Origin of the sequence: Streptomyces sp. NPDC090106, from assembly GCF_044747265.1 — a bacterium.
Taxonomy (GTDB): domain Bacteria; phylum Actinomycetota; class Actinomycetes; order Streptomycetales; family Streptomycetaceae; genus Streptomyces.
This window is the reverse complement of the sequence record NZ_JBIVDS010000006.1, coordinates 296552-316959: the sequence shown is the minus strand read 5'-3', so window position 1 is coordinate 316959 and position 20408 is coordinate 296552. Positions and strand designations below refer to the sequence as shown.

Sequence of the window (20408 nt, the reverse complement as noted above, 5' to 3'; positions counted from 1 at the left end):
CAGTGACGTGGGCTTCGGGCGGGGCCGGGGGGGCCGGTGCCGGTGCCGGTGCCATGGGCTGCGGACGAGGTGCCGACGTCTTCGGGGGTGCCGTTGCCTTCAGGCGGAGGTGGACCGACGGGGGCGCCGCCGCCATGGGGCAAGGGCCAGGTGGCACTGCCTTCTGGTGGGGGCGAGGGCGGAGGTGCCCGCCGTCGGGCGGAGGCGAGCAGACGGGGCTGCCATCGCCTTCAGGCACGGGCGGTGGCCGCCGTTGGCTTCGGCACGGGCAGCCATTGCCGTCGCCTTCGGGCGGGGACGAGGGCAGAGGTACCAGTGCCATTGGGCGGGGACGAGGGCAGAGGTACCAGTGCCATCGGGCGGAGGCGGGGTGCCCGCACCTTCCGATGGACCGGGATGCCGTTCAGCCTCAGACACGGACCATGCGCATCCACCTTCGGCGGACGGGCCTGCCGTCGGCTTCGGGCACGGGCAGGGGCTGCCATGCGCTTCGGGCACAGGCGGAGGCCACCGTTGACCTCGGGCACGGGCAGGGCCTGCCATTCGCTGCGGGCACAGACAGCCCCTGCCCGTCGCCTTTGGGCACGGGCAGGGGCTGTCGCTCGCTGCGGGTGCGCGCAGGGGGCTTTCCGTCGCGGTGCGGTGCGGTGCGGTCAGGGGGTTTCGGGGCTCGGACGGTGCCCTGTGCCGCCGGGCGCGGGCACCGTCCTGCTTTCAGGGGCGCGGGGAACTGCGCGACCGGCCACGAACCACCCGCACCCGCCCCGCCACACCCCGAGGCACCCCCTGAGGCGTCACGTCCAACGACCCTGGCGGCGCCGACGCGTCACGTCCAACGACCCCGCTTCGCCTCCATCGCCGCCTTCCCCTCCGCCCCGCGCCGCTTCCAGTCCTTCCGGATCTCGGCGCGGACCCGCGCGTCCGTCTTGGCGACGATCCGCTGGTTCTCCCGGATCAGCTTCCGGTAGCTGTCGAGCCGCCGCTGCGGCAGCGCCCCGTCGTCGATGGCGGCGAGCACCGCGCACCCCGGTTCACCGGAGTGCGCGCAGTCCTGGAAGCGGCAGTCCCGCGCCAGGTCCTCGATCTCGGCGAACACCTGCCCGACCCCGCTCTCGGCGTCGAACAGGCCGACCCCGCGCAGGCCGGGGGTGTCGATGAGGACCCCACCGCCGGGCAGGGCGAGCAGGTTGCGGGTGGTGGTCGTGTGCCGGCCCTTCCCGTCGACGTCCCGCGCGGCCTTGACGTCCATGACGTCCTCACCGACGAGCGCGTTCGCGAGGGTGGACTTCCCGGCGCCGGACTGTCCGAGCAGGACGGCCGTGCCGTCGGCGACGGTCGCGGTGAGGACGTCGAGCCCGTCGCCGTCGAGGGCGCTGACGGTGAGGACGGGCACGCCGGGCGCGGTCGTCTCCACGTCCTCGACGAGGTGCGCGAGGGTGACCGGGTCGGGCACGAGGTCGGCCTTGGTGAGGACGACCACGGGCTGGGCCCCGCTCTCCCAGGCGAGGGCGAGGAACCGCTCGACGCGGCCGAGGTCGAGTTCGACGGCCAGCGACACGGCGACGATGGCGTGGTCGACGTTGGCGGCGAGGATCTGGCCCTCGGACCGCTTGGAGGAGGTGGAGCGCACGAACGCGGTACGGCGCGGGAGGTACGTGCGGACGTAGCGCGGGTTGCCGCCGGGTTCGACGACGGCCCAGTCGCCCGTGCACACGACGCGCATCGGGTCGTGCGGGGTGACGAACGCGGTGTCGGCGCGCAGGACGCCCTCGGCGGTGAGGACGTCGCACTGTCCGCGGTCGACCCGGAGCACACGTCCGGGCAGGAGTCCTTCGGCCGCGTAGGGGGCGAACTCGGCCGCCCACGCCTCGTCCCAGCCGTAGGGAGCGAGCGCGGAGTGAGTGGTGGTGGAAACGGTGGAGGCGGAACCGGAAGTCAAGGGTGACCCTTCGAAGGGCGGCCCCGGCTCAGGAGATGGGTGTCAGCCGGCGGCCACGGAGGAGATGGACCTGATGATCTGGATGCGGGCAGCGCTCAGCGCAGTGACAGCCATCGGTCAACACCTCCTCTTCACGGCTCGCTCGGCGAGAACAACCACACCGTAGCCGGAGCCCCCTCGGGTCCGTCAACGGAATTAACGACCGGGGAATCGACGACTCGGGAATCGACGAACGGTCCCGGTCAGGACTTGGTGCAGGCGTCGCCGTTCAGGGTCAGGTCCCCGGCCGGGGAGTTGGCGCCCTGCCAGGAGGCGAGGAAGCCGAAGGTGACGGTGGAGTCCGCGGCGACGGACTTGTTGTACTGGGCGGCCGTCGCCGTGACGCGACCGCCGCTCTGGCCGAAGCTCGCGTCCCACATCTGCGTGACCTTCTGGCCGTCCTCGAAGGTCCAGGCGACCTGCCAACTGCTCAGCGCCTGCTCGGTGGTGACGGAGACGGTGGCCTGGAAGCCGTCGGGCCACTGGTTGACGAGGGTGTACTCGTAGGTGCACGCGGCGTGTTCGCCGGTGCCGGACGAGCCGTCGTCGCGCGGCGCGGAGGACGTGGTGCCCTGGGGTTCGGGGTCGGGGTTGTTCCTGCCCTGGGTGCCGTCCTCGGCCTCGCTGCGGGTGCCGCTCGCGGACGGGGTGGGCGGGGGCGTGCTCACGGGGCGGGTCGTGGCGTCCGGCAGGCCGGGGTCGGCGGCGACGGGCTGCCGGTCGGCGGAGGAGTCGACGGGGGCGGCGGCGCCGTCGTCCATGTCGTCACCCATCGGCATCATCGACACGCCGAGGGCGAGCACGGAGACCAGGACGGCGGTGACGAGCAGCGCGCTGCGCACCAGCCGGGCCTTCTGCGCGCCCGGGTCGGCGGGCCCCGCGTCGGCCGGGTCGGGGCGTCCGGCGCCCAGGCGTACCTCCGCGGCCCGGCGCCGGCGTTCGAGGTAGGCGAGGCCGCCCCAGCCGATCACGCCGCCGGCGAGCGCGGCGGGCAGGCCGCCGCCGGGCAGCCGCAGACACGCGGCGGCCTCGGCGCACTGCACACAGGTCGACAGGTGCCGGGACAGGTCGTCCGGGGTTCCGGCGGAGGTGGAGGAGCGGGTGAGCGCGTCGAGCAGCCGGGCGTAGCTGCGGCAGTGCGCGTCCATCGGGGTGTCGAGGTGGTTGCGGTGGGAGCGGTCCCGGAACAGGCCGCGTACCTGGGCGAGTTCCTCGGACACGGTGGCCGGGTCGAGGCCGAGGCGGCGGGCCACCACGGACAGCGGCAGCGACTCCACCTCGGCGAGCCACAGCAGGTCGGCGTCGGCCTCCTGCATGTCCCGCAGTCCGCGCAGCGCGAGCGGGCGCTTGAGCGGCGGCCCGGTGTAGCGTGCGGCCTTCTCGGAGTTGAGCCACAGGCGGAGGTCGGGGTCGAGTTCGTGCCCCTGGCCGCCCTCCTCCCAGGAGGCCGCCGTGGCGCGAACGGCGGTCAGCAGGAGGGGGATCACGGGCAGCCGGAGCGTGCGGCGGCCGAGGGTGCGGGCCGGGCCCGTGTCGGTGCGGGCCTCGCGCATGCCGAGGGCGAAGGCTTCGGTGGCCAGCTGTGTGGCCGCACTGGATCCGGCCGTGCACAGGTCGGCGTACGAGAGGACGGCGTCCCAGCACTCGGAGAACAGCGCCGCCTCGGTGGCGTCCTGGGGGGTCGGCAGGTCGGGCATCGGTCTCCTGCATCCGGATGCGAGGTCAACTCACCTTATTGGCAACAGAGTTGTGGGGGTCCTCGCGGCGATGCACGAGCTTTTCACGGTTCCCGCACAACTGACAAGCTGGCTATTCAAATTCGGTTACCGCGCGTTCGACGGCGCCCACGCCGCGTCGCCGCTGTTGCGCGTGTTGCGCCGGTTGCTCCTGGAGACATACGCGAAGAAGGCCCGGATGTCTCGATCCGGGCCCTCTTCGATATGCGGTTGTAGTCGGGGCAGTTGGGCGAGGCGCGCGCCTACTGGGCCTCGACCGGCTCCTGAGCAGGGAGGCTGTCCATGAAGGAGCTCACGGAGAACACGGCGCGGCCGGGGCCGGGTTCGCCGTAACCGGGAGGCGAGGAGAGACCGAAGTCCTCCATCGTCTGGCGATACGCCTGGAGCAGCCGGATGTGGTACTCCAGCGGCGCGCCCTGCGGATTGGCCTTGCCGAGCGGGGTGGTGGGCTCGGGGCACCAGGTGGTGAAGCGGGGCGTGATGCCGTGCGACATGAAGAAGCGCAGGCCCTCGGTGGTCGACTCGATCGCCTCGTCGACCGTCTTGAACCCGAAGGGCTCGGCCATCTCCACGCCGGCCACGAAGTTGGGGATCACGTTGCGGGCGCCGAAGATCTCGGCGGAGTCCAGGATGCGCTTGTGCCACTCGTCGCGGCCGACGTACCGCTCCTTGCCCGGGCAGTGCAGCTTGAACAGGTACTCGTCCCACACCTCGTAGTTGGGGTGGTAGATCTGCACGCCGTAGTCCTTGAAGCGCTGGACGTCGTCCTTGGGCAGCGCCTGGGCGACGACCTTGCCGATCCAGCGGCCCGGGAAGCGCTCCTCGATGGCCTTGGCGTAGTGGCCGTAGAAGTCGGCCTCGTCGCGCCCGGCGACCGTCTTGGTGATGGCGCCGCCGGTGAGCGTGTAGGCGGTGGAGGTCTTCGCGGTGTCGTACCGGTCGATGATCTCCAGCGCCTCCAGGACCTCCTCCACGTCCTTGACGCCGGTGTAGGGCCGCCCCGCGGCCTTGTGCTGGCGCCAGTTGTGGTTGATGTCGCAGTACTGGCACTCCTCCTTGGCGCCGAAGTACTGGCACACCCGGAAGACGGTCAGATAGATCAGATAGCCCCACTGGATGGTCGGGGCGACCTCCATCACGGACTTCCCGTTGGAGAGCTTGTGCTTGTAGTACTCCGGCATCGGCGGCACCCCGACGTCGGCGATGCGCTTGCCGTCGAGGTAGAGGCCGAGCACGCCCTCGTCGTCGGAGGCGACCCGGTAGGGCGAGGACGGGTTCACCCGCACCGACACCACGGTCCTGCGCAGGTCGTACGGCCCGCCCGTGAGGATGATCTCCTCCGGGGGGCGCCGGAGCGCGGCCTCGCCCAGCTCGGGGAGGGTGCCGTGGTCGAAGGAGAAGATGAAGTACGACTTCGGCTTGACGTCTCCGGACTCGTTGTCGCTGAGCGCCGACGGGTCGAAGGCCACGCCCCCTCGCAGCAGGTCCTCCTTGAAGACGGCTTCCCGCGGCACATGCGGGAACCTCTCCATCAGATCCTCGACCAGCGCGGTACGGCTGCCCATCCGTCATCTCCTCACGACCGACGCGTTCGACTCCTCACGGTATGCCCCCGCCCGCCCGGCACGCGTACCGGGTCCCCTCGGGTCGGCGATATGCCCCGGTAAAGGGCGTTTCGGCCGAGAGGGTACGGGGTCGTTCACGGGGGCACCCCCACCAAGGTGAGCGACGGCACACCAGCCCACAGCCTGTTCTCGGCGCGCCCGGTGCGGATCCTGACGCAGGCCTCGCCGCGCGGCGGTGCGGTCGCACCCGGCCCCTTGCGGCCGGGTCTCCTGGCGTGAGCCCACCGACCGGGCGCGGCGCGCTCGACCACGGCACGGGCGAGGACCGGCCCGGCCACGCGCGTGACGGTGACGCACACCGGGCGCCCTCCGGCGAAGCTCGCGGCCCGCCGCGGGGCCGTGGACGTGCTTCGTCCGGTCGTCACGCCCGTGGACGGTGGACAGCGCCAGGGGCCGCCCCTCGGCGACCGCGCCGAGACGGCGGACGAAGGCGCCGCCGAGGATCGTGTCAGCGCCGCCCGGCCGAGGCCCCCTCCGCTCGCACGGACGCCGGTCCCGGGGCGGGGCCGGTTCCTGGGCGGGGCCGGTCCCGGGAAGAGGCTCGAAGGGAATGCCTGCGCCGCCACGGACTCCGGAGCGACCACCGGCACAGCCGCCACCGCAGCCGCCATCGACACCGGCACCGGCACCGACCGCCCCGGTGGCGCGTGCCGCCCGGACCGCCCCTCCCCGTCCAGCCGATCCCCGAGCTCAGGCCCCGTTCTCCCACACCGTGGCGTCGACCGGGTGGGCCGGCCGCTCACCCCGTGACAGGCGCCCCGCCTCCTCGGCGACGGCCAGGCCGAGGCGGGGCAGTTCGTTGCCCTGGGAGCCCGCCAGGTGCGGGGTGACGAAGGCGCCGGGCAGGTCGTACAGCGGCGAGCCGGCGGGGAGCGGCTCGGGGTCGGTGACGTCGAGGACGGCGGTCAGGCGGCCGGAGCGCAGTTCGTCGACGAGGGCGTCGGTGTCGACGAGGGAGCCGCGCGCGGTGTTGACCAGCACGGCGCCGTCGGGCATCAGGGCCAGTTCGCGGCGGCCGATCAGGTGCCGGGTGCCAGGGGTCTCCGGGGCGTGGACCGTCACGATCTCGGAGGTGCGCAGCAGCTCGTCCAGCGGCAGGAGCGGGACGCCGAGCGCGGCGGCGCCGGCCTCGTCGACGTACGGGTCGGTCAGGCTCACCCGCAGGTCGAAGGGGCGCAGCAGCTCGATGACCCGGCGGCCGATCCGGGAGGCCCCGATGACGCCGACACGGCGGCCGTGGTTGCCGATGCCGGGCACGACGCCCCAGCCGGGATGGGCACGGTCGGCGCGCAGCCGCTCGCGGCGGGCGAAGACGTCCTTCCCGGCGAGCAGGATCACCCCGAGGGTGTACTCGGCGACGGGCAGGGCGTTGGCGTCGGCGGCCGAGGAGACGGCGATGCCGCGCCGCCAGAGGCCGGGCGTGGCGAAGCCCTTGACCGAACCGGCGGCGTGCAGGACCGCGCGGAGTTTCGGGGCGGCGTCGAGGACGGCGTCGTCGAGCGGTGGGCAGCCCCAGCCGGTGACGAGGATCTCGGTGCGGGCCAGTGCCTCCCGGACGCCGGGGTCGGTGAAGTCCTCGGCGACGAGGCCGGGGTCGATGTCCACGTGCTCCCGCAGCAGGTCGAGCACCGGGGGCGGGAAGAGCAGGGGCAGGTTCTGGGCGGTCATGGCGAACAGCGCCTGGGGACGCTCGGGCAAGGTGACGGCCTCCGAACGGGTGGGGAGAAACCGCTCTCTACGTTAGGCGGGGGCGGATGAGAGGGTCAACGCGTACCAAGTGGGCGCAAGGGACGAGGATGACGGACATGGTCACCAACTGGGCGGGCAACATCACGTACGCGGCGAAGGAGGTGCTGCGCCCGGACTCGCCGGAGGCGCTCGGCGCCCTCGTGGCGGGGAGCGCGAAGGTGCGGGTGCTGGGCAGCGGGCACTCCTTCAACGAGATCGCGGAGCCGGGCGCCGACGGCGTCCTGCTCTCGGTCGCCGGTCTCCCCTCGACGGTCGACGTCGACACGGCCGCCCGGACGGTGCGGGTCGGCGGCGGGGTCCGGTACGCGGAACTCGCCCGCGCGGTGCACGCGCACGGGTTCGCGCTGCCCAACATGGCGTCCCTGCCGCACATCTCGGTGGCCGGTTCCGTCGCGACCGGCACGCACGGCTCGGGGGTGGGCAACGGCCCGCTGGGTTCTGCGGTGCGCGAGGTGGAGCTGGTCGTCGCGGACGGGTCGGCGGTCACGATCGGCCGGGGCGACGAGCGGTTCGGCGGGGCGGTGACCTCGCTGGGCGCGCTCGGCGCGGTCACCGCGCTCACCCTGGACCTGGAGCCGACGTACGACGTCGAGCAGCGCGTGTTCACCGAACTCCCCCTGGAAGGGCTGGACCGGGCGGCGTTCGAGACGGTCATGTCGGCGGCGTACAGCGTGAGCCTGTTCACCGACTGGCGGGCGCCGGGCTTCCGTCAGGTGTGGGTGAAGCGGCGCACCGACCAGCCGCTCGGCGACTTCCCGTGGGCGGAGCCCGCGAGCGAGAAGCAGCATCCGGTGCCGGGGATGCCCGCGGTCAACTGCACCGAGCAGTTCGGGGTGCCGGGGCCGTGGCACGAGCGACTGCCCCATTTCCGGGCCGAGTTCACGCCGAGCAGCGGCGAGGAGCTCCAGTCGGAGTATCTGCTGCCGCGCGCGCACGCGGTCGAGGCGCTGACCGCCGTGGACGGGATCCGGGAGGAGATCGCCGGGGTGCTCCAGATCTGCGAGGTGCGGACGGTCGCGGCCGACGAGCAGTGGCTGAGCCCGTCGTACGGGCGGGACACCGTGGCGCTGCACTTCACCTGGATCGCGGACACCGCGGCCGTGCTGCCGGTGGTGCGGCGGCTGGAGGAGGCGCTGGAGGCGTTCGCGGCCAGGCCGCACTGGGGGAAGGTCTTCACCACGTCGGGGGCGGCGCTGCGGGGGCTCTATCCGCGGCTCGACGCCTTCCGGGCGCTGGCCTCGGAGCTCGACGCGGAGGGGAAATTCGCCAACGCTTTCGTGCGGGAGACCCTGGGCGGCTGACTTTGTACAGCCCCTTTCCTAACCCCTTGTCGAACATCTCCGGCAGGCCATAGCCTTGCGCCGCGCCGGTGCCGACGTCGGCCCGGCATGTGCCTGCCAGGGAGGGACGGCCGATGAAGCGCGGCACCTCACGCGACATCCGTACCGCGAACCGCTACGAGGTGCTCCGCCAGATCATCGCCGAGTCCCCGACGTCCCGGCAGGAGCTGGCCGCGGCCACCGGACTGAGCCTGGCCACGGTGGCCACGCTCGTCGGTGAACTGCTCGACCTGCGCATGATCACGGAGGTCGGTTTCGAGGACTCGGCGGGCGGCCGTCCCCGGGGCCTGGTGGCCGTCAACGCGTCGGGGGGCGCGCTGATCGGGGTGGACATCGCGGAGACGTACGTCCATGTCGAGCTGTTCGACCTGGCGTTGAACGTGCTGGCCCGCGCGGAGGAGGACGTCCGTCCCGGCGAGAGCCTGCCCGAGCAGGTCGTCGGGCACGTCGCCGCGGCGGTCGGCTCGGTGGTGGCGCAGGCCGGGGTCGAGGGCGCCCGGGTGCTCGGCGTCGGGGTGAGCGTGCCGGGGCAGGTGGACCGGGACACGGGGGTGTCGGAGTACGCGCCCAACTGGGACTGGCACGACGTGCCGTTGCTCGATCTGCTCACCGAACACCTCGCCTATCCCCTCTACTTGGACAATCCGCTGCGCGCGAGCGCGGTCGCCGAGCTGTGGTTCGGGGCGGCGCGCGGGCGCGGGGACGCCGTGGTGGTGAACCTGGGGACCGGTGTGGGCGCCGGGCTGCTGCTGGGCGGCGGCCTGCACCGGGGGGTGAGCAACAGCGCCGGCGAGTGGGGCCACACGACGATCGTGCTGGACGGCCGGGAGTGCCGGTGCGGCAAGCACGGGTGCGTGGAGGCGTACGTCGGCGCGTCCGGGATCATGCTGACGCTCCGGGAGACGCATCCCGGCAGCGCGCTGCTGCACGCGGAGGACCAGACGGCGACGATCGCCGCGCTGGCCCGGGGGCTGAAGGGCGGCGACGCGGTGGCTGCGGAGGTGGTCCGGGACACGGTGCGCTATCTCGGCGCCGGGATCGCCGACCTGGTCAACCTGTTCAACCCCGAGGTGGTCGTGCTCAGCAGCTGGGTCGCCGCCGCTCTCGGCGAACCCCTGGTCCTCGCGGTGCGCGAGGCCGTCGCGCGGCACGCGCTGCCGCGTCCGACGGCGGCCACCGAGATCGTCCTCTCCCCCATCCCGACCGATCCGGTGTGCCTGGGCGCGGCGACGTTCGCGCTGGAGGGGGCGTTGCAGTCGGTCGGTCAGCGAACGTCCGCGAAGCGTGCCGCGCCGGGACGCGCGAAGGCCCGCAATTCCCGCTGACAGGGCGCCTTCCAGGGCCAGTTGAAGACTCTCCGGCCGTGGTCCGGACCGTGTCGGCGTCCGGCATCCCGAACGGACAGCAACGCTTCGAACAGACTTCGTCCAACCCCTTGCCGAAGCCTTAGCCGAAGGTTAACGTCCCGCTCCGCAACGCCATTTGCGCCATCGCGTGCCGAGCCGCCGGTCAGGGGCTCCGTGCCGTAGCCGTACAACAGACAAGGACGTCAGCATGTCGGCAATGAGCAACAGCAACTGGTCCCGTCGCTCCGTCTTCCGTGCCGCTGCGGGCATGGCCGCCGCCGGAACGCTGGCCGCGTGCGGCGGCAACAACGGCCGGGGCGGCGGCAGTTCGGGTGACACCCTGGTCCAGTACTTCCACGCCTACGGCGAGGCGGGCACCGAACAGGCCATCAAGCGCTACGCGAAGGCGTACAAGGAAGCGAACATCACCACCCAGTGGATCACCGGCAACAACTTCGAGCAGAAGCTGTTCGCCGCGCTGCTCACCAAGAACGCGCCGGACGTCTTCGAGTTCCACCCGCAGATCCAGCTCGTCAAGAGCGGCCAGGTGGCGGATCTGACCGACATCATCGAGCCCGTCAAGAGCGACTTCAACCAGGCGGACATCGACTCGCACACGGTCGACGGGAAGATCTACGGCGTCCGCATGATCGACGACCCGCAGTTCTTCTTCTACCGGCCCTCGCTGCTGGAGAAGGCGAAGATCGAGGTTCCGCAGACGCTGGAGGAGCTGATCGAGGCCGCGGACAAGCTGACCACCAGCAAGGTCAAGGGCGCCTTCCTCGGCAACGACCTCACCACGGTGCAGAACCCGCTGATCTGGTCGGCCGGCGCGGACACCCTCACCGCCGACAACAAGCCCGCCTTCAACACGGACGCCGTCGCCGCCGGTCTCACCCAGCTGCGCTCCCTGTTCACCAGCGGCAACCTGCTCCTTGACGCCCCCACCGACTGGTGGGACCCCTCCGCCTTCACCCAGGGCCTGACCGCGATCCAGTGGTGCGGCATGTGGGCGATGCCCGCGATGATCGAGGCGCTCGGCGACGACATCGGCATCTTCCCCTTCCCGAAGGTCGGTTCGGCGGGCCGCCAGTCGGTCGCCAACGGCGGCTGGTCGATGTTCGTCAACGCCAAGGGCAAGAACGTCGAGGCGGCCAAGGAGTACGTGAAGTGGCTGTGGATCGACCAGAAGAAGTACCAGGAGGACTGGGCCCTGTCCTACGGCTTCCACATCCCGCCGCGCGCCTCCATCGGTGAGGCCGCCACCAAGCTCAAGACCGGTCTGCCGGCCGACGGCGTCAAGCTGTTCAACGAGTTCGGCCACTTCGACAACATCGGCTGGACGCAGGCGATGATCGCCGCGGTCAACGACGTCGTCGCCAACTCGGTCCGCAAGGACGGCGATCCCAAGGCGCAGCTCGCCGCCGCCGAGAAGAAGGTCGACACCGAGCTCACGAAGCTCTTCGGATAGGCCACCGGACGGATCTCGACATGTCGACCACCACCACGCGCGGGGTCGCCTCCTCCCCCGCCCCGGCCGAGCCCGCCAAGGGCCGGTCGCGGCGGGGCCTCGGGGCGAGTCGCGCCTTCAACTTCTGGCTCTTCACCGGGCCGTTCCTCGTCGGCCTGGTGATCTTCGTCTTCGTGCCCATCGGCTGGAGCCTGTATCTCAGCTTCTTCGAGGCCCGGTTCACCGTCACCCCCAGCGAGTTCGTCGGCCTGGAGAACTACCGCGCGATCCTCACGGACACCGACTTCCGCAACTCCCTCGTCACGTTCACCGTGTTCGCCCTGTTCATCGTGCCGGTGACCTGGGCGCTGTCGCTGGGTCTGGCGCTGCTGGTGAACCGGCTGCGGTTCATGCGGGCGTTCGTCCGCTCGGTGTTCTTCCTGCCGACCGCGGTGAGTTACGCCGCCGCCGCGCTCATCTGGAAGATGTCCATCTTCAACGGCGTCCGCTTCGGCCTGGCCAACACGGTCATCGGCTGGTTCGGCGTGGAGAACATCGCCTGGCTCGGCAACCCCGACCCGCCGTGGTACTGGCTGGTCATCGTGAGCGTCCGGCTCTGGCTCCAGTCCGGCTTCTACATGATCCTGTTCCTCGCGGCGCTCCAGAACATCCCGCGGGAGCTGTACGAGGCCGCCGCCATCGACGGCGCCAAGCCGGGCTGGCAGACCTTCCGGTACATCACCCTGCCCCAGCTGCGGGCCACGTCCACCGCGGTGATCCTGCTGCTGCTGATCGCCGCCTACCAGGCCTTCGACGAGTTCTTCATCCTGCTGGGCAAGGCCACCTGGGGCATGCCGCCGCTGGTCGAGCTCTACAAGATGGCCCTGGGCGAGAACCAGAACTACGGCGCGGGCAGCGCGGGCGCGCTGGTCCTGACCGCGCTCATCTGCCTGGTGACCCTGTTCCAGGGCAAGCTCATGGGCTTCGGAAGGGGGGAGGAGTCCCAGTGACCACCACAGCACCCGAGACCGGCAAGCCGGGCAGGGCGGCCGAGCCCGGCCGCGGCGGTGTCATGGGGAACGCCGGCCTGTACTTCGCGACCGGCGTCGCCGCAGTCCTCTTCCTCGTCCCCTTCTACCTGATCGTCCGCAACGCCTTCATGACGGACCCGGAGATCACGGGCGAGGAGTGGAAGTGGTTCCCCACCGACATCCAGTGGGGCAACGTCACCGAGCCCTTCGACGACGTCACCGTCGACTTCGCCCGCTCGATGTGGAACTCCCTGGTCGTCGCCGTCCTGCACACCAGCGGCATCCTGCTGATCTGCTCGCTCGCGGGGTACGGCCTCGCCCGCATCCCCTACCGGCACGCCAACAAGGTCTTCTACGCGGTGCTCGCCACGCTGATGGTGCCGACGGCCGTCACGTTCGTGCCCAGTTTCGTGCTCGTCTCCTCGCTCGGCTGGGTGGACACGTACCGCGGTCTGATCGTCCCGGGCCTGTTCAGCGGTTTCACCTGCTTCCTGTTCCGGCAGTACTTCCTGGGGTTCCCCAAGGAGTTGGAGGAGGCGGCGCGGGTGGACGGGCTGAGCTACTGGGGCGCGTACTGGCGTGTGGTCGTCCCCAACTCGCTGAACTTCTTCGCGGCGATCGCCACGATCACGTTCATCGCGGGCTGGAACGCGTTCCTGTGGCCGCTGGTCATCGGCCAGGACCCCAGCGCGTGGACGGTCCAGGTCGCGCTCTCGTCGTACGCCACCAACCAGACCGTCAACTACCACCTCATCTTCATGGCCACGGCGATCTCCATCCTGCCGCTGGTGTTCGTGTTCCTCTTCCTCCAGCGGTGGCTGGTGCAGGGGATCGCGCAGACGGGCATCAAGGGCTGACCCCGCCGGTACCGGAACACTCGACGGTGCGCCGGTACCGGGACACTCAAAAGTCCAAGTGCCGAGTCCCTTAATCGATTGACCTATTGATCGACATTCCGACAGTGTCGAGGTGACGCCCGCGGTCGTTCGGCGCTCCTGCCGAACGACCGCACTTCGTTGTGCGCGCGCTGAGGAGTCGATGCCCCTTGGAAGGCAGTATCGAAGTCCGTGGTCTGTCCCGGACCTTCCACACCACCGTCCGCCGCCCGGGCTTCACCGGGGCGGTGCGGTCCCTGGTCAATCCCGAGCGGGTCGCCAAACACGCCGTCACCGACATCACCTTCGACGTCGCCCCCGGTGAACTCCTCGCCCTGCTGGGCCCGAACGGCGCCGGCAAGTCGACCACGATCAAGATGCTCACCGGCATCCTCACCCCCACGGCCGGACACGCGCGGGTCGCGGGCGTGGTGCCGTACGAGGACCGGGAGCGCAACGCCCGCAACATCGGCGCGGTGTTCGGGCAGCGCACCCAGCTGTGGTGGGACCTGCCGGTGCGGGAGTCGTTCGCGATCCTGCGGGACATCTACCAGGTGCCGGCCGCCGAACACGCGGCCCGGCTCGCGGAGTTCGACGACCTGCTGGACCTGTCGTCGTTCTGGGACACCCGGGTCCGGCATCTCTCGCTCGGCCAGCGGGTGCGCAGCGACCTGGCCGCGGCCCTGCTGCACGACCCGCCGGTGGTCTTCCTCGACGAGCCGACCATCGGCATGGACGTGGTGGTCAAGGAGCAGGTGCGGGAGTTCCTGCGCCACCAGGTCGAGGAGCGCGGCCGTACGGTGCTGCTCACCACGCACGACATGACGGAGGTCGAGCGGCTCGCCGAGCGGGTCGTCCTCGTCAACCACGGCCGGCTGGTCCTGGACGGCCCCCTGGACGACATCCGCCGCAAGTTCGGCTCGACCTGGCAGGTGCGGGCCACGCTCGCCGACGCGCACGCCGAGCTGGTGCCGCTGCCGGGCATCGCGCTGCTCGAACAGACCGGCCCGCGGCTGGTGTTCGGCCCGGACGGACCGGACGCGCCGACCGTGCACCAGGCGCTGAAGGCGGTCATCGAGCGGTACGAGGTGACGGACGTCGCCCTCGACGAGGCCGACCTGGAGGACGTGATGCGGGCCGCCTACGTCCACGCGGAAGGGGCCTGAGATGGCGTTGGCACCCACCTGGCGGGCGGCCAGGGTGACCCCGCTGGGCGAACTGCACACCCCGCCCCGGATGACGGCCGTCCTGCTGCGGCTGACCGTGCAGGTCGTGCTGGTGTGGTCGCTGTGGCGCGGCCTGTACGCGCAGACCGGCACGACCGCGGGACTCAGCCGCGACCAGGCCGTCACCTACGCCGTGCTGGCCGTACTCGCCTCCCGGCTGCGGGAGTTGGACCAGTACGCGGGCCGGGACACCGTGCTCCAGCACATGCACTTCGGCACCATCGTGTACTGGTACCTGCGCCCGCTGCCGCCGCAGCGGTACTACGCGCTGCGCGCCCTCGGGGAGCAGCTGTACGGCTTCGCGTGGGCGCTGACCGGCTACGTCGTCTGCCTCTGTCTCGGTGTGGTCGAGCCGCCGGGGTCGGCGGCGGTCGCCGGGGTGTTCGCGCTGAGTCTGCTGCTGGGCCAGTGGGTCCTGTACTACGTGATGCTCGTCATCGACCAGTTGTGCTTCTGGACGCTGCGCAACGGCGCGGCGATGCTCATCCTGGTCTTCGCCCAGAACCTGCTGTCCGGGGTGTACGCGCCGCTGTGGTTCTTCCCCGGCTGGTTCATCACGCTGAGCGCGTTCCTGCCGTTCCAGGCGACGCTGAGCGTCCCGCTGTCGATCTACGTGGGCCGTATCGAACTGGCCGACGCCTGGCTTCAGTTGGCGGTGCAGGTCGGCTGGATCGTCGTCCTGGCCCTGTTCACCCGGCTGCTGTGGCGGCGGGCCGCCCGCCGTGTCGTCTCCCAAGGAGGATGAGGGCGTTGAACGCGGTCCGTATCGCCTGGCGCATCACGCGCCTCAACTTCCGCGCCCAGCTGGAGTACCGCTCCGAGTTCCTGCTGATGATCGCGATCGGCGCGGTCTGGCAGGTGTCGGTGATCGTCTTCGCGACGGTGCTGCTGACCCGCTTCACCGGGATGGGCGGCTGGGACAGCTCGGACGTGCTGCTCATCCCGGCGACCCGCATGCTGGCGCACGGGCTGTTCGTGCTGTTCCTGGGCCGGGTGCACGGTCTGGGGCGGCACATCCAGGAGGGGGTCATCGACACGTACCTGGTGCGGCCGATGCCGGTCTACCGCCAGCTCCAGCTGTCGTACTTCCCCACCAACGCGATCGGCGACCTGACCGTCGCGGCGGGGCTCATGGTGGGCGCCCTGGCCCGCAGCGACCTCGACTGGACCGCCGGGCGGATCACCTACCTCGTCGCGGCGGTGCTCGGCGGGATGCTGCTGGAGGCGGCCCTGTTCACCGCCGTGGCCTGCGCCTCGCTCCGCTTCCCCGCCGCCGACTACTGGGGCCGCTGGCTGGAGGAACTCCTCGGCACGTTCGGCAGCTACCCGCTGAACGTCCTGCCGAGGGCCGTCGGCGGCCTGCTCACCTACGGCCTCCCCCTCGCGTTCGTCGCCTACTTCCCGGCCGCCGTCCTCACCGGCCACGGCCACGACACCGGCGTCCCCTACTGGCTGGCCGCCGCCTCCCCCCTCCTCGGAATCCTGGCCTACCTGGCGTCCCGCCTGCTGTGGCGCTGGAGCCTCGACCACTACACGAGCGTGAACGGCTGAACCTCGGTGGCGGGGACCGGACTTGCTCTTCGGGCCGGGAGGCGGCGGTTCTCAGTGGTTCGCGCAGCAGGGTGTCGGGTCGGGGACCTCGAAGGGGACGAGGGTGGCGCCGGCCGCGGGCATGGTGGTGAGGACGAGGTGGTCGTCCTGCCACTGGGGGCGGACGTGATCGCGTGTCACCAGCCGGGTGTGCGGGTCGGGCGGGGAGACGGCGCCGAGGACGGTGACGCGGTCGATCGCGGAGCGTCGCAGCAGCTCCGCGATCGTCACCGTGCCGGTGAGCGACGTGACGCCGGGGTAGATCACCGCCCGGCCGAACCGGTCGGGCACCCCGGACGTCACCTCGTACTCCCCCGCCGCCGTCAGCCGCTCCTGGGCGGTGCGAAGGAGCGACGACGACGGGAGGGCGAGCGAGACGGCGACCCTGGGACGGTCGCCGCGCAGCAGGTGCGTGCAGCCGAACCAGCCCTCCTCAAGGGCCAGTTCGGCGGCGAGCGCGTGGAGCAGATGGTCCGCGGCGCGCAGCTCGCGGACCCCCGCGTCCACGGTGAGGGTGTGCGGTGTCACGCGGGCAGGACCCACACCGGGTTGGTGTAGAACCACAGGTCGCGCCACGGGTCGGCGTCGCCGACGACGTCGATGGCGGGACCGGCCGGGTCGACCGCCGGGCCCATCGGACCGACACCGGACCGGTTGCCGTCGGTGCCGCGCAGCCGGACGTACAGCGGACGGTCCACCCGGCCGAGCCGGTAGGCGAGCGTGACCGTGCCGCTGTCCTTGTTCACCTCGTACGACGTGACGACCTTGGCCGTGGGCGCGGTGAACGTGTCCCGGTCGGCGACCACGCCGGTCACATCGCCCTGGATGACGTCCACGCGGGCCAGCTTGGGCGTGAAACCGGCCCAGTTGGGGCCGCCGGCGAGCGCGATGTCGACGGTCAGGGTGACATCCGTGCCCTTCTTCACGTGCAGGGCGCCGCCCAGGGTGGCCCAGCGGTGGCCGCCGGCGACCCGGACGTCGAGGCCGCTGATCAACTGCCCGTGGTCGACCCAGATCCGGCCGGCGCGGATGCCGTCCATGACGGCGGCGTAGGAGAAGTCCTCGGCGCCGACGTGCGTACGGCTGTACTGGCCGGGCCAGTAGTCGCCCTGGGTGACGTCGATCCTCCCGGCGTAGACGGGGTCGTCGTAGCGGCCGTCGGTCTCGAAGTCGCCGCCGCCGCGCGCGGCCGTGTCGGCGTACACCTGGTGGGAGTCGGAGTTGGCGGTGATCCACCAGGGCCTGCCCTCGGCGATGAGGCTGTCCCACAGGCCGCCGACGGTGGCGGTCATCCAGTCGAAGCCGCCCCAGGTGCGGTAGCTCTCCGGCGGGTAGCCCGCGAAGGAGTTGGCGCCGGGACTGTTGTCGTAGATGCCGCGGGCGCGGCCCATGCCGAGCGGCGTGGGCAGGCCGGCGGCCTGGTGGCCGGGGGCGCCCTCGAAGCCGACGGCGATCTGGTGTGCGCTGTCACCGGCGTCGCGCCAGGCGCGGATCTCGTGCGGGGAGTCGACGCCGCGCCGCGCCGGGTGGTTGGCGAGCATCAGCGCGTCCTTGACCTTGCGGCGCCGCACCTGCTCGGAGAGGAAGGCGAGCCCGGCGACCGCGAGGGCCTCGTTGGCGGGCGTCGAGTCGGAGGCGTTCTTGACGCTGCCGTCGTAGTCGGTCTCGAACTGCTTGAGGACGGAGACCTCGTTGCTGCCCGGGTGCACGAACACGGTGCCGTGCTCGGCGCCGGGGATGTTCCACTCCAGCCCCTGGAAGACGAGGGTGTCGTCGTGGGCGGCGCGGGCCGCTCTGATGTCCGGGTTGACCTTGTCGACGCCGATCCTGGCGTGCGTGACGCTGCCGTGGTCGGTGATGACGAGCCAGTCCATGCCGTGCCGGGCGCCCTGGCGGACCTGGTCGACGACGCGGTACTTGCCGTCGCTGCTGTACTGCGTGTGGATGTGGTGGTCCCCTGCCAGCCACAGGAACCCGCCCGCGCGGCCTTTCCCGCTCGCCGCGGCGGGCGTCGCCCGGCCCACCACGCTCGCGGCGGCCAGCCCCGCCCCGAGGAGCCCGGCCCGCCGCAGCAGCATGCGGCGCGACTGCTGCTCGGGGCTCAGCTCCTCGTCCGGCACGGAGGTGTCGAAGGCCGCGGGGAGAGCCTGCTCGGGCACCGGTCCGTGGTCATGGCCGTGCTCGTGGCCGTGCCCGTGACCGTGTGCGTGGTGATGCCCGTGCCCCATGAACGCCTCCCGGATGCCGCCGCCTTCGCCACGACGCCAGCACGTCGCCTGTGGAGGATCGAGGCGACACATGAACGGTGAACCACCGCAGGATGAGCGAGGAACGACCCGGGCACGGCGGCTACGGGCCGTCACACGCCCGGCCCAGACATACGTGACGCACTAGGATGAAACCTAGAACCCCTAGGAAGCTTCTCGGAGAGCCCATGGCCCGCGCAGGAATCACCGCCGACCGCCTCACCGAGGCCGCCGCCGAGCTCGCCGACGAGGTGGGGTTCGAGAAGGTCACCGTGTCCGCGCTGGCCCGGCGGTTCGGGGTGAAGGACGCGAGTCTGTACTCGCACGTCAAGAACCTTCAGGAGCTGCGTACGCGGATGGCGCTGCTGGCCGGTGCCGAGCTGATCGACCGGATCGCGGCGGCCGTGGCGGGGCGGGCCGGCAAGGACGCGCTGGCCGCGTTCGCGGGCGCCTACCGGTCGTACGCCCTGGAGCACCCGGGCCGTTACGCGGCGACGCAGACCCGCGTCGACCAGGAACTCGTCGCGGACCATCCGATGATGCGCCGCACGGCCGACATCACGTACGGCATGCTGCGCGCGTACGGCCTGGAGGAGCCCGATCTCACCGACGCCGTACGGCTGTTGCGCGCCACCTTCCACGGCTACTGCGCCCTGGAGGCCGGCGGCGGCTTCGGTGCGCCCCGTGACGTGCGCGGGTCCTGGGACCAGGCGATCGCCGCGCTGCACATCGCGCTGGAGAACTGGCCGGTCACGGAGAGCCGGTAAAAGCGGCCACGGCGTCGTACGAGGGTGTGGTTCCCCGGGGCGGACGGCCCTCCGCGATCTCGGTGGCCGCTTCCACGGCGGCGCCGAGGGCCCGTCGGTAGAGGAACGAACCGAGGCTGATCCTGCTCACGCCCAGGTCGGCGAGTTGGCGGACTGTGGGACCGGCGGGCGAGTAGAGGACGTTGAGGGGGACGTCGAGGGTGGCGACCAGCGCCGAGATGGCCGGTGGGGCGGTGAGGCCGGGGACGAACACCCCGTCCGCGCCCGCCTGTTGGTAGGCGTCGAGGCGCCGGAGGGTGTCCGTGCCGTCGCCGAGCCAGTGGGTGTCGGTGCGCGCGTTCACGAAGAGACCGGGTGCCGCCGACTTGACCGCGGCGATCTTCGCGGCGTGGGTCGCGATCGGGCCCAGGCCGTCCTCCAGGTTGATGCCGACGGCGCCGACCGCCGCCAACTGGCGTGCGAATGAAGCCACTTCGTCCGGGTCGTCGCTGAATCCCCCTTCCGCGTCCACCGAGAGGAGGAAAGGGCGCGTGCCCAGCGCGAGGGCCAGGCCCAGGGTCTCGTCCCGGGTCGCGGAGGCCCCGTCGGGCAGGCCTGCCGCGGCGGCGACGCCGAGGCTGGTCGTGCCGATCGCCGCGAACCCCGCCCCGGCGAGCGCCATCGCGGAGGCGTGGTCCCAGGCGTTGGGCAGGAGCAGGGGCCCGTCGCCGTGGTGGAGGGCCGCGAAGGGGGTCATGACGTGGCCGCCGCCCGATCGGCCTGCCCCGTCGTCCGGGTCGGGTCCCCCACCGCGTCGGCGTGGTACGTCGACTCCGCGAGGAGGTGCAGAGCCAGTTGGCGGTGAGTCCAGCACTGGTCCGAGGAGGCGTCGAGCGGACGGGCGCCGCGTGCGTCGAGGCCGTTGGCCCCGTTCCGGGCGCGCCGGGTGACACGGCTGCGCGCCTCGTCCACGTCGGCCGGGGTGAAGGGCGCGAGGTCGGCCTCGGTCGTCACGGCGGAGGCGTGCCGGTGGTCGGGCCGCGGGTCGTCGCCCGCCAACCGGGCCTCCGGCTCGGCGGGATGGTCGACGAGGTGGTCGACGAGGTGGTCGGCCACCCGGCGGATCGCCTTGTGCGGGGTGTACGCGCGGCCGTCCGCCGTGGTGATGAGCACCGTGGCAATGGGCGCCGTGGCGATGGGCGCAGTGGCGATGGGCGCCGTAGTGATGGGCCTGCCGTCCCAGCGTGTCCAGGTCCCGTCCAGGGTGAGGGGGTGCTCGACCATGCCGGTCACGGCCCCGGCCGAGAGCCGGGACGGCGGCGGGGGCGGGGGCGGCGTGTCTGCCGTGTCGGCCATGTCATCACGCTACGGCCGGATCGATTCGGCGCCCGCCGAAGTGTCCCCCCACCCTCCACCATCGCGGGAGACCGCACACGCGGCCGGGCGGCGCGCTCCGACGTGGTGTCGGTG

17 protein-coding genes are annotated in these 20408 nt (G+C 71.7%); 9 read left to right on the top strand and 8 right to left on the bottom strand.

Translation table 11 applies throughout. The features are described from left to right. Nucleotides 1–826 precede the first annotated feature (826 nt). From rsgA to ACIPSE_RS21525, 4 genes are all read right to left on the bottom strand, one after another. On the bottom strand, nt 827–1939 hold the full coding sequence (gene rsgA / locus ACIPSE_RS21540; RefSeq protein WP_401664698.1) for a ribosome small subunit-dependent GTPase A: 1113 nt from the start codon (nt 1937–1939) through the stop codon (nt 827–829). Nucleotides 1940–2181: 242 nt separating this feature from the next. Further along, entirely contained in the window at nt 2182–3675 is a 1494-nt protein-coding gene (locus ACIPSE_RS21535) for a cellulose binding domain-containing protein (RefSeq protein ID WP_401664697.1), read from the bottom strand. 281 nt (nt 3676–3956) lie between these two features. After that, nucleotides 3957–5279, bottom strand: coding sequence for a radical SAM protein (locus ACIPSE_RS21530; RefSeq protein WP_401664696.1), 1323 nt, complete (start codon nt 5277–5279; stop codon nt 3957–3959). Between the two features lie 750 nt (nt 5280–6029). Beyond that, nucleotides 6030–7037 (bottom strand): hydroxyacid dehydrogenase, encoded by a 1008-nt coding sequence (locus tag ACIPSE_RS21525; RefSeq protein WP_401664695.1) that lies wholly within the window; start codon nt 7035–7037, stop codon nt 6030–6032. A 98-nt stretch (nt 7038–7135) separates the two neighbouring features. On the opposite strand from ACIPSE_RS21525, the gene ACIPSE_RS21520 reads away from it, so the two are divergent. From ACIPSE_RS21520 to ACIPSE_RS21485, 8 genes are all read left to right on the top strand, one after another. Beyond that, nucleotides 7136–8389: an FAD-binding protein gene (locus tag ACIPSE_RS21520; RefSeq protein WP_401664694.1), complete on the top strand. Its 1254-nt coding sequence runs from the start codon at nt 7136–7138 to the stop codon at nt 8387–8389. Nucleotides 8390–8502: 113 nt separating this feature from the next. Next, on the top strand, nt 8503–9753 hold the full coding sequence (locus ACIPSE_RS21515; protein WP_401664693.1) for an ROK family transcriptional regulator: 1251 nt from the start codon (nt 8503–8505) through the stop codon (nt 9751–9753). 229 nt (nt 9754–9982) lie between these two features. Then, the gene (locus ACIPSE_RS21510; RefSeq protein WP_401664692.1) at nt 9983–11245 is read left to right on the top strand and encodes an ABC transporter substrate-binding protein; all 1263 of its coding nucleotides are present in this window, start codon (nt 9983–9985) and stop codon (nt 11243–11245) included. 20 nt (nt 11246–11265) lie between these two features. Beyond that, nucleotides 11266–12234: a carbohydrate ABC transporter permease gene (locus ACIPSE_RS21505; protein ID WP_401664691.1), complete on the top strand. Its 969-nt coding sequence runs from the start codon at nt 11266–11268 to the stop codon at nt 12232–12234. Beyond that, nucleotides 12231–13112, top strand: coding sequence for a carbohydrate ABC transporter permease (locus tag ACIPSE_RS21500; protein WP_401664690.1), 882 nt, complete (start codon nt 12231–12233; stop codon nt 13110–13112). The genes ACIPSE_RS21505 and ACIPSE_RS21500 overlap by 4 nt, the downstream gene beginning before the upstream one ends. 188 nt (nt 13113–13300) lie before the next feature. Further along, on the top strand, nt 13301–14296 hold the full coding sequence (locus tag ACIPSE_RS21495) for an ATP-binding cassette domain-containing protein (protein ID WP_401664689.1): 996 nt from the start codon (nt 13301–13303) through the stop codon (nt 14294–14296). A 1-nt stretch (nt 14297) separates the two neighbouring features. Continuing rightward, nucleotides 14298–15101, top strand: coding sequence for an ABC-2 family transporter protein (locus ACIPSE_RS21490; RefSeq protein ID WP_401664688.1), 804 nt, complete (start codon nt 14298–14300; stop codon nt 15099–15101). A 5-nt stretch (nt 15102–15106) separates the two neighbouring features. After that, nucleotides 15107–15907: an ABC transporter permease gene (locus tag ACIPSE_RS21485; protein WP_401664687.1), complete on the top strand. Its 801-nt coding sequence runs from the start codon at nt 15107–15109 to the stop codon at nt 15905–15907. 51 nt (nt 15908–15958) lie between these two features. On the opposite strand, the gene ACIPSE_RS21480 is transcribed toward ACIPSE_RS21485, so the two are convergent. After that, nucleotides 15959–16474, bottom strand: coding sequence for a hypothetical protein (locus ACIPSE_RS21480; RefSeq protein WP_401664686.1), 516 nt, complete (start codon nt 16472–16474; stop codon nt 15959–15961). Then, complete coding sequence (locus tag ACIPSE_RS21475; RefSeq protein WP_401664685.1) at nt 16471–18174, bottom strand: PHP domain-containing protein; 1704 nt, start codon at nt 18172–18174, stop codon at nt 16471–16473. The genes ACIPSE_RS21480 and ACIPSE_RS21475 overlap by 4 nt, the downstream gene beginning before the upstream one ends. 206 nt (nt 18175–18380) lie before the next feature. Here ACIPSE_RS21475 and ACIPSE_RS21470 point away from each other — a divergent pair, with 206 nt between their 5' ends. After that, the gene (locus ACIPSE_RS21470) at nt 18381–18959 is read left to right on the top strand and encodes a TetR/AcrR family transcriptional regulator (RefSeq protein WP_401664684.1); all 579 of its coding nucleotides are present in this window, start codon (nt 18381–18383) and stop codon (nt 18957–18959) included. Here ACIPSE_RS21470 and ACIPSE_RS21465 read toward each other — a convergent pair. Both ACIPSE_RS21465 and ACIPSE_RS21460 read right to left on the bottom strand, forming a co-directional pair. After that, nucleotides 18943–19695, bottom strand: coding sequence for an isocitrate lyase/phosphoenolpyruvate mutase family protein (locus tag ACIPSE_RS21465; protein WP_401664683.1), 753 nt, complete (start codon nt 19693–19695; stop codon nt 18943–18945). The two genes, ACIPSE_RS21470 and ACIPSE_RS21465, sit on opposite strands and share 17 nt — an antisense overlap. Then, complete coding sequence (locus tag ACIPSE_RS21460) at nt 19692–20294, bottom strand: hypothetical protein (protein ID WP_401664682.1); 603 nt, start codon at nt 20292–20294, stop codon at nt 19692–19694. The genes ACIPSE_RS21465 and ACIPSE_RS21460 overlap by 4 nt, the downstream gene beginning before the upstream one ends. Nucleotides 20295–20408: the final 114 nt, after the last annotated feature.

Bases quoted from the DNA above. Each gene is read 5' to 3' on its own strand.
- ACIPSE_RS21530 (WP_401664696.1), bottom strand. From the start codon at position 5,279: ATGGGCAGCCGTACCGCGCTGGTCGAGGATCTGATGGAGAGGTTCCCG.
- ACIPSE_RS21465 (WP_401664683.1), bottom strand. From the start codon at position 19,695: ATGACCCCCTTCGCGGCCCTCCACCACGGCGACGGGCCCCTGCTCCTG.
- ACIPSE_RS21505 (WP_401664691.1), top strand. From the start codon at position 11,266: ATGTCGACCACCACCACGCGCGGGGTCGCCTCCTCCCCCGCCCCGGCC.
- ACIPSE_RS21475 (WP_401664685.1), bottom strand. From the start codon at position 18,174: ATGGGGCACGGGCATCACCACGCACACGGTCACGGGCACGGCCACGAG.
- ACIPSE_RS21535 (WP_401664697.1), bottom strand. From the start codon at position 3,675: ATGCCCGACCTGCCGACCCCCCAGGACGCCACCGAGGCGGCGCTGTTC.
- ACIPSE_RS21510 (WP_401664692.1), top strand. From the start codon at position 9,983: ATGTCGGCAATGAGCAACAGCAACTGGTCCCGTCGCTCCGTCTTCCGT.
- ACIPSE_RS21520 (WP_401664694.1), top strand. From the start codon at position 7,136: ATGACGGACATGGTCACCAACTGGGCGGGCAACATCACGTACGCGGCG.
- ACIPSE_RS21470 (WP_401664684.1), top strand. From the start codon at position 18,381: ATGGCCCGCGCAGGAATCACCGCCGACCGCCTCACCGAGGCCGCCGCC.
- ACIPSE_RS21460 (WP_401664682.1), bottom strand. From the start codon at position 20,294: ATGGCCGACACGGCAGACACGCCGCCCCCGCCCCCGCCGCCGTCCCGG.
- ACIPSE_RS21490 (WP_401664688.1), top strand. From the start codon at position 14,298: ATGGCGTTGGCACCCACCTGGCGGGCGGCCAGGGTGACCCCGCTGGGC.
- ACIPSE_RS21515 (WP_401664693.1), top strand. From the start codon at position 8,503: ATGAAGCGCGGCACCTCACGCGACATCCGTACCGCGAACCGCTACGAG.